12 protein-coding genes and 2 tRNA genes are annotated in these 13,205 nt (G+C 66.4%); 12 read left to right on the top strand and 2 right to left on the bottom strand.

The features are described from left to right. Positions 1-132: 132 nt before the first annotated feature. Entirely contained in the window at positions 133-495 is a 363-nt protein-coding gene (locus tag JNK84_RS13075; protein WP_293424737.1) for a hypothetical protein, read from the bottom strand. A 505-nt stretch (positions 496-1,000) separates the two neighbouring features. Here JNK84_RS13075 and lon point away from each other — a divergent pair. The 4 genes from lon (at position 1,001) to JNK84_RS13055 (ending at position 5,430) form a co-directional block, all read left to right on the top strand. Continuing rightward, the gene (gene lon, locus JNK84_RS13070; RefSeq protein ID WP_293424735.1) at positions 1,001-3,427 is read left to right on the top strand and encodes an endopeptidase La; all 2,427 of its coding nucleotides are present in this window, start codon (positions 1,001-1,003) and stop codon (positions 3,425-3,427) included. A gap of 199 nt (positions 3,428-3,626) precedes the next feature. Continuing rightward, on the top strand, positions 3,627-3,902 hold the full coding sequence (locus JNK84_RS13065; protein ID WP_293424733.1) for an HU family DNA-binding protein: 276 nt from the start codon (positions 3,627-3,629) through the stop codon (positions 3,900-3,902). A gap of 191 nt (positions 3,903-4,093) precedes the next feature. Next, positions 4,094-4,169 (top strand) — tRNA-Val (locus JNK84_RS13060). 163 nt (positions 4,170-4,332) lie between these two features. Continuing rightward, positions 4,333-5,430 carry an AbrB family transcriptional regulator gene (locus JNK84_RS13055; RefSeq protein ID WP_293424731.1) on the top strand — a complete coding sequence of 366 codons (1,098 nt, stop codon included), beginning with the start codon at positions 4,333-4,335 and terminating at the stop codon, positions 5,428-5,430. Between the two features lie 8 nt (positions 5,431-5,438). On the opposite strand, the gene JNK84_RS13050 is transcribed toward JNK84_RS13055, so the two are convergent. After that, complete coding sequence (locus JNK84_RS13050; RefSeq protein WP_293424729.1) at positions 5,439-7,418, bottom strand: methyl-accepting chemotaxis protein; 1,980 nt, start codon at positions 7,416-7,418, stop codon at positions 5,439-5,441. A 279-nt stretch (positions 7,419-7,697) separates the two neighbouring features. Here JNK84_RS13050 and JNK84_RS13045 point away from each other — a divergent pair. The 8 genes from JNK84_RS13045 to nuoE all read left to right on the top strand — a co-directional run bounded on the left by JNK84_RS13045 (position 7,698) and on the right by nuoE (position 13,202). Beyond that, positions 7,698-7,774: transfer RNA gene (locus tag JNK84_RS13045), tRNA-Asp, on the top strand. 397 nt (positions 7,775-8,171) lie between these two features. Continuing rightward, entirely contained in the window at positions 8,172-8,384 is a 213-nt protein-coding gene (locus JNK84_RS13040) for a hypothetical protein (protein ID WP_293424727.1), read from the top strand. Between the two features lie 132 nt (positions 8,385-8,516). Further along, positions 8,517-9,236 (top strand): hypothetical protein, encoded by a 720-nt coding sequence (locus JNK84_RS13035; protein ID WP_293424725.1) that lies wholly within the window; start codon positions 8,517-8,519, stop codon positions 9,234-9,236. A gap of 153 nt (positions 9,237-9,389) precedes the next feature. Continuing rightward, positions 9,390-9,767 (top strand): NADH-quinone oxidoreductase subunit A, encoded by a 378-nt coding sequence (locus JNK84_RS13030; protein WP_293424723.1) that lies wholly within the window; start codon positions 9,390-9,392, stop codon positions 9,765-9,767. Between the two features lie 11 nt (positions 9,768-9,778). After that, complete coding sequence (locus tag JNK84_RS13025) at positions 9,779-10,363, top strand: NuoB/complex I 20 kDa subunit family protein (RefSeq protein WP_293424721.1); 585 nt, start codon at positions 9,779-9,781, stop codon at positions 10,361-10,363. A gap of 9 nt (positions 10,364-10,372) precedes the next feature. Next, positions 10,373-10,972 (top strand): NADH-quinone oxidoreductase subunit C, encoded by a 600-nt coding sequence (locus tag JNK84_RS13020; protein ID WP_293424719.1) that lies wholly within the window; start codon positions 10,373-10,375, stop codon positions 10,970-10,972. Between the two features lie 2 nt (positions 10,973-10,974). After that, positions 10,975-12,159: an NADH-quinone oxidoreductase subunit D gene (locus JNK84_RS13015; RefSeq protein ID WP_293424717.1), complete on the top strand. Its 1,185-nt coding sequence runs from the start codon at positions 10,975-10,977 to the stop codon at positions 12,157-12,159. Then, positions 12,156-13,202, top strand: coding sequence for an NADH-quinone oxidoreductase subunit NuoE (gene nuoE, locus JNK84_RS13010; RefSeq protein WP_293424715.1), 1,047 nt, complete (start codon positions 12,156-12,158; stop codon positions 13,200-13,202). The genes JNK84_RS13015 and nuoE overlap by 4 nt, the downstream gene beginning before the upstream one ends. Positions 13,203-13,205: the final 3 nt, after the last annotated feature.

The following is a 13,205-nucleotide window of genomic DNA, read 5'->3' as shown; positions in this document are numbered from 1 at the left end:
ATCGCTGCGTCAGATTTTGAAAGGCGGGCTTCGGCCCGCCTTTTTCGTTTTCGGGACGGGAATCGAGCCGCGAACAAAGAAAAGGCGGGCCCGAGGCCCGCCTGAAGGTGGAGGTCTGCAGGAAGGAGGGCGTCAGTCGACGCTGAAGCGCGAGCGACCGTTCCAGGTCACCGTGACGTTGGAGACCTCGCACAGGTTGATCTCGCGGACTTCGCCGCGCTCGCCGTCCGAATAGACGACGCGCAGGTCGAACATGCAGGCCTGCGTCGAGCGCGGGAAGCGGATGTTGCGCGTGGTGCCGGACGGCATCACCTCGTCGCCGAGGATGTCGCGGCCCCAGCGGTCGTTGGCCGAGGGGCTGACATAGACCTCGTTGATCTGGTGGCCGGTGCGGTTGATCAGGCGGAAGTTCTGCTGGGCCTGGGCGAAGGCCTCGCCGGCAGCCACCGACATGGCCAGAGCGGCAAGAGAAGCGAGAACGAAGCGACGGCGCATGTGAAGGGCTCCCGAGGAACTGTTTCGTGTCCGCCGCTTCCCCGTCCGATGCGGTCCGCTGCGGTATGATCGAATGGTTAGATATCGATTGTTTCTGTGGCGAGGCGTGCCGCGCCGCGGCATGTGCCGTCCGGCAGCGGATGTTTCCGGCCGGTTTCGCGGGCATTCCGGGGAGCCCGACTGTGGCCCTGCGGCCATCGGTCCACAGGCCCGGCATCCCACCGCCCGGCGGGCCGTGTGGCGTCCTTGACACCATGGGTGTGCACCGCCACCTAATGGTGACCGACAGACCCCCGGGCAGGGATTTGTGCCCGAGGCCGGCCAAGCGCCAAGAGACCTCCTCAGGAAGCCGAAGAGCTTCCGATCCGGCCTCAATCCCGCCGCCGTCCCCGCGCGACAAAAGCGTAGTTCCGCGTCATCCTTGCCGGGAATCATCCGAGCGCCGCCGTCGGGCGGGCCCATTCGGGCCGTTTCGCGGCGTGTCGAGGAAAAGGACGAGTGAATCATGAGCGAGACCAAGAAGCGTCCGCCCCTCAATCCCGGTGAAGTGAAGAGCTTCCCCGTGTTGCCGCTGCGCGACATCGTGGTGTTTCCCCACATGATCGTGCCGCTCTTCGTCGGCCGCGAGAAGTCGATCCGCGCGCTCGAAGAGGTGATGCGCGCCGAAACGCATATCCTGCTCGCGACCCAGATGAAGGCCCAGGACGACGACCCGGCTCCGGATGCGATCTACGAGATCGGCACGTTGGCCAGCGTCCTCCAGCTTCTCAAGCTGCCCGACGGCACCGTGAAGGTGCTGGTCGAGGGCGTGTCGCGCGCCAAGATCTCCGCCTTCTCGCCCCGCGAGGAGTTCTATGAGGCCGAGGCCGGCATCGTCGCCGACGAGATCACCGACAAGGTGCAGGTTCAGGCGCTCGCGCGCTCGGTCGTCACCGAGTTCGAGGGCTATGTGAAGCTGAACAAGAAGGTCTCGCCCGAGATCGTCTCGGTGGTCGGCCAGATCGACGATCCCTCCAAGCTCGCCGACACCGTCGCCTCGCATCTCGCCGTCAAGATCTCCGACAAGCAGTCCGTTCTGGAGACGATCGACGTCGCCAAGCGGCTGGAGAAGGCGCTCGGCCTGATGGAGAGCGAAATCTCGGTGCTGCAGGTCGAGAAGAAGATCCGCACCCGCGTCAAGCGGCAGATGGAGAAGACCCAGCGCGAGTACTACCTCAACGAGCAGATGAAGGCGATCCAGAAGGAGCTCGGCGACGAGGACGGCCGGGACGAACTGGTCGAGCTCGAGGAGAAGATCAAGCGCACGAAGCTCTCGAAGGAGGCCCGCGACAAGGCCAATCACGAGCTGAAGAAGCTGCGCCAGATGTCGCCGATGTCGGCCGAGGCGACCGTCGTCAGGAACTATCTCGACTGGCTCCTGTCCCTGCCCTGGGGCAAGAAGAGCAAGATCAAGAAGGACCTGCCGGGCGCCCAGGCTGTCCTCGATTCGGACCATTACGGCCTCGACAAGGTCAAGGACCGGATCGTCGAGTACCTGGCCGTGCAGCAGCGCGCCAACAAGCTCACCGGCCCGATCCTGTGCCTCGTCGGCCCGCCCGGCGTCGGCAAGACCTCGCTCGGCAAGTCGATCGCCAAGGCGACGGGGCGTGAATTCGTGCGTATCTCGCTCGGCGGCGTGCGCGACGAGGCCGAGATTCGCGGCCACCGGCGCACCTATATCGGCTCGATGCCCGGCAAGATCATCCAGTCGATGAAGAAGGCCAAGACGGCGAACCCGCTGTTCCTGCTCGACGAGATCGACAAGATGGGCCAGGACTTCCGGGGCGACCCCTCGGCGGCCCTGCTGGAGGTGCTCGATCCCGAGCAGAACGCGACGTTCAACGACCATTACCTGGAGGTCGATTTCGACCTGTCCAACGTGATGTTCGTGACGACGGCGAACACGCTCAACATTCCGCCGGCCCTGCTGGACCGGATGGAGACGATCCGTATCGCCGGCTACACCGAGGACGAGAAGCACGAGATCGCCAAGACGCACCTCATCCCCAACGCCATCGCCAAGCACGGCCTGACCGAGAAGGAATGGTCGATCACCGACGAGGCGCTGATGACGGTGGTGCGGCGCTACACCCGCGAGGCGGGCGTGCGTAACCTGGAACGCGAAATGTCCAACCTCGTCCGCAAGGGCGTGAAGGACCTGACGCTGACCAAGAAGAAGACGATCAAGGTCACCCCGAAGGTGGTCGAGGAATATCTCGGCGTGCCCCGCTATCGCTACGGCATGGCGGAGACCGAGGATCAGGTGGGAGCCGTCACGGGTCTTGCCTGGACCGAGGTCGGCGGCGAGCTGCTGACCATCGAAGCCGTGATCATGCCCGGCAAGGGCCGCATGACGGTGACGGGCAACCTGCGCGACGTGATGAAGGAATCGATCTCGGCGGCGGCGTCCTATGTCCGCTCGCGGGCACTCGCCTTCGGCATCAAGCCGCCGCTCTTCGACAAGCGCGACGTCCACGTCCACGTGCCGGAGGGGGCCACCCCGAAGGACGGCCCGTCCGCCGGCATCGCCATGGCGACCGCCATGGTCTCGGTGCTGACCGGCATTCCGATCCGCAAGGACATCGCCATGACCGGCGAGGTCACCCTGCGCGGCCGGGTGCTGCCGATCGGCGGCCTGAAGGAGAAGCTGCTCGCGGCGCTGCGCGGCGGGCTGAAGATCGTGCTGATCCCCGAGGAGAACGCCAAGGATCTGGCGGACATCCCGGACAATGTGAAGAACGGGCTGGAAATCATCCCGGTCTCGCGCATGGACGAGGTGATCAAGCACGCGCTGATCCGCCAGCCCCAGCCGGTGGAGTGGGACGAGGAGGCCGAGCCCATCGCCGCGCGCAAGCCGGGCGAGGAAGACCCGGCTGGCGTCGTCGCTCACTGAACACTCAGACTGGAACGCTTCGAAAGCCCCGGGGCCACCGCCCCGGGGTTTTCTGTTGAAAGGCGTCAAAAACGTCCGGCAGATTGCTAAGAATCCAGTGCCCGCCTTGCTTTTCGGGCCATTGCACGGCAAACGAGAAACCCCGCCGGCAACGGAATCATGGATTCCCGGCCCGGCGTAAACGCAAGGAGAACAGCACGTGACCAAGAACGAACTGATCGCCGCGGTCGCCGAAGCGGCGGGCCTCACGAAGGCGCAGGCGGGTGCTGCAGTGGATGCAACCTTCGATTCCATCACCGCCACGCTGAAGTCGGGCGGCGATGTGAAGCTCGTCGGTTTCGGCGCTTTCTCGGTGACCAACCGCGCCGCCCGCGAGGGCCGCGATCCGCGCACCGGCAAGCCCGTCAAGATCAAGGCCTCCAAGGCGCCGAAGTTCTCGGCCGGCAAGGGCCTCAAGGACGCCGTCAACGCCTGATCGGCCTGACGCGTTCCGCATTTCAGCGCCGTCGGGAAAACCCGGCGGCGTTGTGCGTTTCAGGCACTGCCTGATGCCGGGGCGCGCGCGTGCCGGATCGAAGGGCCTTGCGGGGTCTGCGGGACTTGCAGGACTTGCGGGCCGGGCAGGGGCCGTCTACATGGTCCCGTTCTGGCCTCTGGGCCGAAAAGGGGCGGTTAGCTCAGTTGGTAGAGCGCCTGCTTTACACGCAGGATGTCGGCGGTTCGAGCCCGTCACTGCCCACCATTTCCTTCGCATTAGGGCCGTTTTCGGTGCACAGCGCGGATGCGCCCGGAATGCCCGCCGTCCCAGCCTGCCCCGACATCCGAAGACGGCTGATCCCCTCGAATCGGGAGTGCTGGCCACCGATCTCGTGCTATTCGGCCTTGGGGTAGGGAGGGAACCGTTCGTGTCGAGTTGGCTTGCCGAGGTCCGCAGCGGCCTCGCCCAGTTTTCGCCTGCGGTCTTTCCCTATCGCGGCTTCGCGCTGGCGCTTCTCATCGGCATTGCCGGCGGCTGGCTGTTCTACAAGCTGCGCCTGCCGCTGCCCTGGATGCTCGGGGCGATGATCTTCTGCACCATCGCCGCGCTGGCGCGCCTGCCGGTCGCAGCCTCGGGCGTGATCCGCTCGCCCATGTCTGCGATCATCGGCGTCATGCTCGGCTCGGGCTTCTCGCCGGCGATCATCGGCCAGGTCCCGCAATGGATCGTGCCGCTCTGCGGGCTTGTCCTGTTCATGCTCGCCTGCGGCGTCACCGTGGTCTGGTACTTCCGCAAGGTCGGCGGCTATGACTGGGTGACCGCCTTCTTTTCAGGGATGCCCGGCGGGCTCGTCGAGATGGTGATCTATGGCGAGGAACGTGGCGGCGACGCGCGGATCATCGCTCTGGTCCATTCGACGCGCATCCTCATGGTGGTGATGACGCTGCCCTTCCTGATCCAGTGGAGCCAGGGCATCAGCCTCGACCGGGCCGGCGGCAGCGGCGCCTCGATGTTCGCAACGCCGCTGATCGCGGAGCTCTGGCTGGTCATCCTCGGCTTTGCCGGCGCTTTTCTCGGCCATATCCTGCGGCTGCCGGCCAAGACCCTGCTCGGCTGCATGATCGTCAGCGCAGCGGTCCACATCACGGGGCTCTCGGACTTCAAGCCGCCCTACGAGATCGTCAATGCGGCCCAGCTCGTCCTCGGCGTCGGCATCGGCTGCCGCTTCGCCGGCACCGCGAGCGGCGTCCTCTGGAAGGTGCTGATCCTGTCGGTCGGCTCGACCGCCATCCTGATCTTCTGGATGAGCCTCTTCGCAGTGGCGGTCTCGCAGGTCTCCGGCTTCAGCGTCGTGACGCTGATCCTTGCCTATTCGCCCGGCGGGCTGACCGAAATGGCGCTCATCGCCGTTGCGCTGAATGCCGAGGTGGCCTTCGTCGCGGCGTTCCACATCATCAGGGTGTTCCTGACGATGATCGCCGCGCCGCTGACCTTCGGCTGGCTCGGCAGGAGCGGGAAGGTCTGACCCGTGTGTCAGGCCGCCCGCACCTCGGCAAGGAACTGTTCCACCGACCGGCCGAGCGTCGCGGCCTGATCCGACAGGCTCCGCGCGGCCGTCAGCACGGCAGCGGCGGAGGCGCTGGTCTCGCCGGAGGCGGCCGTGACGGAGGCGATGTTGTCGACGACATGGGCCGTTCCGCTGGCGGCGGCCTGGACGTTCTGGGAAATCTCGCCGGTGGCGGCTCGCTGCTGCTCGATGGCCGCGGCGACCGCCGAGGCGTAGCTCGCGACCTCCGACATGGTGCCGGCGATGGTCTCGATGGACAGGACGGCCGTGGCGGTTTCGCCCTGCACCGCGCCGATCTGGGCGGCGATTTCCTCGGTCGCTCGGGCCGTCTGGCCGGCCAGCGACTTCACCTCGCTCGCGACCACGGCGAAGCCGCGCCCGGCCTCACCCGCGCGCGCCGCCTCGATGGTGGCGTTGAGGGCCAGCAGATTGGTCTGTTCGGCGATGGCGCGGATGAGCTGGAGCACCTCGCCGATGCGGGCGACGGCCTCAGCCAGCGCCTTGACGCGCTGGTTGGCGCCGGCTGCCTCGGCGCTGGCGCGCTCGACCACGGTGTTGGTCTGGCCGATCTGGCCGGCGATCTCATTGATCGAGGCGGAGAGCTCCTCCGATGCGGCGGCGACGGACTGGACGTTGTCGGATGCCTGTTTCGAGGCGCCGGCGGCGCTTTCGGCCTGGCCGGACGCCTCGGTGGCGATGCCGCTGAGGGTCTGCGCGGTCTCTTCCATGCGGCCGGCATTGTCGGAAACGCCGCCAAGGACAGCGCCGATCGAGCCGGAGAAGTTGGCGATGAGCGAATCGATGCGCGTCTGACGCCGCTGGCGGGCCTCGGCACCCTCCACGGTTTCCGCTTCGAGGCGGGCGCGGGCGACGGCATTGTCGCGGAACACCTCGACCGAGCGCGCCATGGCGCCGATCTCGTCGGTGCGCGCGGTGAACGGCACCGGCGTCTCATGCTCGCCGGCGGCAAGCGCGGTCATGCGCTCGTCGAGGCGGCGGATGGGCGCGCCGAGATGGCGCGTGAGCAGCGTCGCGATGCCGATCCCGGCGACCGCGACGGCGGTCAGCACGGCCAGGAGGGTCAGCATGGACTGGTTGCGGGCGGCAACGAACGCGCTCGAATCAAGCGCGACCTCCAGCGTGCCGATCGGCTGGCCGGAATAGTTGCGAAGCGGGCCGGAGAGCACCGCGACCGGGTTGCCGCCGATGGCGGCCTCGCGCCAGCGGGTGGGTGCCCGCAGCGCCGACTGATGGGCGGAGGCCTCGAGCAGCGTCTTTTCCGGGAAGGTCGCGCCGAGCGTCTCGACCTTGCCATCGCGGACGAGATGCATGGCGACGTCGACCTGATAGCGCCGCTTGAGGTCGGCAAGGAACTTCGGTCCGAGCACGGCGCCGATATCGGTAATGCCGACCACCCGGCCCGCGTGGCGGGTGGGAACCGTGCCGAAGATCGATACATTGTCGCGGCCAGGCTCGATACCGACCAGCGGGTTGCCGGACTGGATGGCGTCGCGCACCATGAAACGGCGGCCAACGACACTGTCGCCGAACGCATCGGGCGCGTGGACGCGGGCGATGTTCTTGCCATCGGCGCCCTGGAACGAGATGAGGCCGAGGTCGAGCCCGTCGCGAAGCGTCGGCATGACATCGCGGAAGGCGGCGATGATGCCGGCCCGGTCGCCGCGCGCCATGGTTTCTCCCGTGCGCGGGTCGTTGGCGACGATGTGGGCAACGGCAAGCGCGCGCTGGCCCTGATCCGCCATAGCTGCGACGACGGTCTCGTAGCGCTGCACCAGCGCCGATTCGATGGCGAGATCGCTCAGCGCCTGTTGCTGCCGATAGCCCGCGTAGCCGACCGCTCCGGCCGCGACGAGAGCCGTCGCCGTCACCGAAACCATCAACTTCGCGCCGATGGTGCGAAGCTGGAACCAATTACCGATCGTCATGCGCCGAGCCCCCGGGACGCCCCCACAGCCGCGATCCGGCCAGCATGGCGACATCTTCCGGGGTCATGACGCGGCATCGCGGTTAAAAAAGATTCAAGGCGGCGTTCCTCCGGGACCGGAACCTCGCGCCGGGCAGTCATGCAATCGGTTGATACCGCAAGTTTCGACGCTGCTTTGGATAAGGTTCGCCTGGCCGGTCGAAACCGCCTTGACAGGGCAGGGTGCCTCCCGTAATTCCCGCCACCTCGACCGGCGCCGCCCTTTGGCGCCGAGCAGCGCGCGGGCGTAGCTCAGTTGGTTAGAGTGCCGGCCTGTCACGCCGGAGGTCGCGGGTTCGAGCCCCGTCGCCCGCGCCAGTTCTTCCTCGAGGTCGAGCCACGGCTCCCTCGGTCTGTCAGCCAGCGAAATCGACGATCCAGATCGTCGCCTCGGGCGCGAGAGAGCATTGCCACGCTCATGGTGGTGGTCTCGTGGCCGAGCCAGCGAGATCAGAGCGGGCGACGCCTTTGCCGAGTCGTGAACCGCCGGTTCCCGACGGCGTTGATGGGGCGGCGGGAGAGGTCACTCACTCAGCCGCCGAGGCGATCAGAGCCGGCTGCCGCCGTTCGGATGGCGGCGTCGCCGCCGTGACCCGGGGCAGGCTCGCGGGAACCTGTTCGGCCGCCCGGCGTTGGGGAAGGCAATGTAGCTGGGGGATTTGGAATGGGTCGTTCGTCTGTTCGCGCGCCGATTCTTGCCGACGATTTTCCGCCTTTGCAGCAGGAAGCCATTCAGCGCGCCTTCCGCGAAGCGAGCGGAATGCTCGGGATCGGCTCTTGCGGCGAGCTCGGCCGGCTCGTCGCGGATTCGATCACCGGCGCCGTGCGCTGCGGCTGCCTGAAGCACGGCGAGCTTGTTGCGGTTGCGCTTGCGACGGCGCGCGGCGCGGCGAAGCCGGCCGACGACGCGGCACCTTGCCCGAGTTGACCCCGACAGCGGTCTGACCGCCGGATTGCCGGCCCGCGGAGACTCGGCCAGTCTGCACCCCATCGTCCTGCCGGCGGGGGGCTCGGAGTGGGTCGCAAAGTGCTTCGGGCTTGTCTGGCATCCGGCGCGACGATGGCCGTCGCGCTAGGGTTGGCAGGTGCTGCTCCGTCGCGCGCCGCCGACTATGACTTTCCCGATTTCTCCGGCAGCGGCCGGCCGCCGAATTTCGTGGTGATCCCGGGAATCCGCATCGCCGCGCGCCGGCAGATTGATGCCGACACGTCGATCGAGACCTATGTCCTGACCCAGATCGGGCTCGCGGGGCGGCCGTTCATCATTGGCGCATCGGGCTTTTCGGGCGGCGTCAGCATCAGCCGGAACTTCGGCGACGTGTCCTGGTCGGTGACGGTCGAATCGACGCCATCCTGGGACGGGCTGTTCAACTCCTACGCATCGACCGGCACGGAGCTGCAGACCCAGGTTTCGCGGACCTATGCCTTCGAGGGCACGCCCTGGTCGATCTCGCCGCGCCTGTTCCTCGGCTACCGGTTTTCCACCGACAGCACCAAGGAGCGCTCCAAGGTGCAGGTGGCGCTGCCGGTCTTCTACCGGGTCAACGCCAATCTCGACCTCGTATTCGTGCCGAAGATCGACCAGCGCCACGTCCCACACTGGACGACGGTGCGCAACGACGTCGTGGCGAATGTCGCGATCGGCGCCCGCTACCAGTGGCGGCCAGGCGTGCAGCTATCGGCTTTCGTGGGCTACGAGAATCGATGGTCGAGCGCGCCGGAGGTCCGTTATTCGCGCTGGCTGATCGTGCCGCAGCTCAGCCTCAGGGCCGATTTCTGAACGCTCTCGCGGATTTCACAACGATTCCAGGCAGGGCAGGCTTTCCTTCTCCGTCATATGCTTGCACCGCAACAGGGGAGAGAGTAAGGCACGGGGAACAGGCTGGGCAGGGGTTCGCAGGAGCGCTTTTCCCGGCGGGCGAGGAGGCCTTCGATGCCGGGTTTGGCAACGCAGCTCGTGAATGACTATCTGCCGCTCGTCATCTTCATCGCGCTTGCCGGTGTCATAGGCGTTGCGCTGCTGGTCGCGCCCTTCCTGGTCGCCTTCTCGCGGCCGGATGCCGAGAAGCTGTCGGCCTATGAGTGCGGCTTCAACGCCTTCGACGACGCGCGCATGAAGTTCGACGTGCGCTTCTACCTCGTGGCGATCCTGTTCATCATCTTCGACCTCGAGGTCGCCTTCCTGTTCCCCTGGGCCGTGGCCTTCAAGGAGGTCGGGCTGTTTGGCTTCTGGTCGATGATGGTCTTCCTCGGCGTGCTGACGATCGGTTTCGTCTACGAGTGGAAGAAGGGCGCGCTGGAGTGGAATTGAGAGTCTAGATCATGGCCACCACTGCTCTCGACCGCGGCAACCCCCTCGTCGCACCGGCCCCGAAGGGGATTCTCGGCCCGGACGGCAAGCCCGCGGGCTCGGCCGATCCGTTCTTCGCCGGCATCAACAACGAGCTCGCCGACAAGGGCTTCATCGTCACGGCGACCGACGACCTCATCAACTGGGCCCGCACCGGCTCGCTCATGTGGATGACGTTCGGCCTTGCCTGCTGCGCCGTGGAGATGATGCAGCTGTCGATGCCGCGCTACGACGTCGAGCGATTTGGTTTTGCTCCCCGAGCCAGTCCGCGGCAATCGGACGTGATGATCGTCGCCGGCACGCTGACCAACAAGATGGCGCCGGCCCTGCGCAAGGTCTACGACCAGATGCCGGAGCCGCGCTATGTCATCTCCATGGGCTCCTGCGCCAATGGCGGCGGCTACTACCACTATTCCTATGCCGTGGTGCGTGGCTGCGACCGCATCGTGCCGGTCGATATCTACGTGCCGGGCTGTCCGCCGACGGCCGAGGCGCTGCTCTACGGCGTGCTGCTTCTGCAGAAGAAGATCCGCCGCACCGGCACGATCGAGCGGTGAGGGGACATCATGTCGCTTGAAGAGCTTGGTGATACGATCAGGGCGGCGCTGCCGGACGCGGTCAGCGGCGCGAGCGTCGCCTATGGCGAGCTGACGCTGCTGGCGGACGCGGCGAAGATCGTCCAGGTGCTGACCCATCTGCGCGACGACGGCAATTGTCTCTTCCGCAACATCATCGACATCTGCGGCGTCGACTATCCGGGCCGGGCGAAGCGCTTCGACGTCGTCTATCACCTGCTGTCGCCGAAGTTTAACCGGCGCATCCGCGTGAAGGTGCAGACCGACGAGACGACGCCGATCGCCTCGGCCACGGATGTGTTTCCCGGCGCGCTGTGGTTCGAGCGCGAGACCTACGACCTCTACGGCGTGCTGTTCACGGGGCATCCGGACCTGCGGCGTCTGCTGACGGACTACGGCTTCGACGGCCATCCGCTGCGCAAGGACTTTCCCACGACCGGCTTCGTCGAGGTTCGCTACGACGACGAGGTGAAGCGCGTGGTCTACGAGCCGGTGCGCCTGCCGCAGGAGTTCCGGCAGTTCGATTTCCTCTCGCCCTGGGAGGGGACTGAATATGTCCTGCCGGGCGACGAGAAAGCCAAGGCGAACTGAGCATGGCCGAAGCCGAGATTCGCAATTTCACCTTTAACTGGGGCCCGCAGCATCCGGCGGCCCACGGCGTTCTCCGCCTCGTCATGGAACTCGACGGCGAGGTGGTCGAGCGCTGCGATCCGCATATCGGACTGCTGCATCGCGGCACCGAGAAGCTGATCGAGACCAAGACCTATCTGCAGGCGATCCCCTATTTTGACCGGCTCGACTATGTCGCGCCGATGAATCAGGAGCACGCCTTCTGCCTCGCCGCCGAGCGCATGCTCGGCATCGAGGTGCCGAGGCGCGGCCAGCTGATCCGCGTGCTCTACAGCGAGATCGGCCGCATCCTCTCGCACCTGCTCAACGTCACCACGCAGGCCATGGACGTCGGCGCGCTCACGCCGCCGCTCTGGGGCTTCGAGGAGCGCGAGAAGCTGATGATCTTCTACGAGCGCGCTTCCGGCTCACGCATGCACGCGGCCTATTTCCGCGTTGGCGGCGTGCATCAGGACCTGCCGCCGAAGCTCGTCGACGATATCGAGGCCTGGTGCGATCCGTTCCTGAAAGTGGTCGGCGATCTCGACGCGCTTTTGACCCCGAACCGCATCTTCAAGCAGCGCAACGTCGATATCGGCGTGGTGACGCTGGACGAGTGCTGGGCCTGGGGCTTTTCGGGCGTCATGGTGCGCGGTTCCGGCGCGCCGTGGGACCTGCGCAAGTCGCAGCCCTACGAGTGCTATGCCGAGCTCGATTTCGACATTCCGATCGGCAAGAACGGCGACTGCTACGACCGCTATCTCATCCGCATGGAGGAGATGAGGCAGTCCGTGAAGATCATGAAGCAGTGCTGCAAGCTGCTGCGCGAGACGCCGGGCCCGGTCTCGGCCAAGGACCAGAAGGTGGTGCCGCCGAAGCGCGGGGAGATGAAGCGCTCGATGGAAGCGCTGATCCACCATTTCAAGCTCTATACCGAAGGCTTCCACGTGCCGGCCGGCGAGGTCTATGCCTGCGTCGAGGCACCGAAGGGCGAGTTCGGCGTCTATCTGGTGGCCGACGGCACCAACAAGCCCTATCGCTGCAAGATCCGAGCGCCGGGCTTCGCCCACCTGCAGGCCATGGATTTTCTGTGCAAGGGCCACATGCTGGCGGACGTCTCCGCCATCCTCGGCTCCATCGACATCGTGTTCGGAGAGGTTGACCGGTGAGCGTCCGTCGTCTCGCACCCGACGAGGTCCAGCCGGCCTCCTTCGCTTTCACGCCCGAGAACCTCGCCTGGGCGCAGAAGACGATCGGCAAGTATCCGGCCGAGCGTAAGGCTTCCGCAGTCATTCCGCTGCTCTGGCGGGCGCAGGAGCAGCACGCCTACTGGCTGCCCAAGGCGGCCATGGAATATGTCGCCGACATGCTCGACATGCCCTACATCCGGGTGTTCGAGGTGGCGACCTTCTACACCATGTTCCAGCTGCAACCGGTTGGGAAGAAAGCGCATATTCAGGTCTGCGGCACGACGCCTTGCATGCTGCGCGGGGCAGGCGAACTGATCAAGGTCTGCAAGAGCCGCATCCATCACGAGCCGTTCCACCTGTCGGACGATGGCGACTTCTCGTGGGAGGAGGTCGAGTGCGCGGGCGCCTGCGTGAACGCGCCAATGATCCAGGTCTTCTCCGATGTCTACGAGGACCTGACCCCCGAGAGTCTCGAAAAGGTTCTCGACGCCTTCGCGCGCGGCGAAAAGCCGAAGCCGGGCCCGCAGAACAGCCGCCACGGCGCCGAGCCCGAGGGTGGGGCCGTGACGCTGCGCGATCTGCCGTTCAATGCCGCGACGCCCGGCGGGGAGTCTTCGGGGGGCGGTGTCGCGGTGGCGTCGAAGCCGGCGCCTGCGGCGGCTTCTGCAGCCGATGAACTCGCGGCGAGGGAAGAGTCCGAGATCAAGGCGAAGCTGGCGACGCTTAGCCCCGATGCGACCCCCGAGCAGAAGGCCGATGCCGTCGGCACTCGCCCGGCGGGGCTTGCCGCCGCGCGGTCGAGCGCTGCCGACAAGCTGCAGAAGATCAAGGGTATCGGCCCGGTCAACGAGGGCAAGCTCCATGCTCTCGGCATCTTCCATTTCGACCAGATCGCCGGCTGGACCCGCGCGGAAATCCGCTGGGTCGGCACCTACCTTGCGTTCCCCGGGCGGATCGACCGCGAGGAGTGGACGGTTCAGGCCAAGGCGCTGGCGGCTGGCGCGCCGTCGGCGAAGGAGTGAAGT

The organism is Phreatobacter sp. (assembly GCF_016793595.1).
GTDB lineage: Bacteria > Pseudomonadota > Alphaproteobacteria > Rhizobiales > Phreatobacteraceae > Phreatobacter.
Note: the sequence above shows the minus strand (reverse complement) of the source record. Positions and strands in the feature narration are given on the sequence as shown.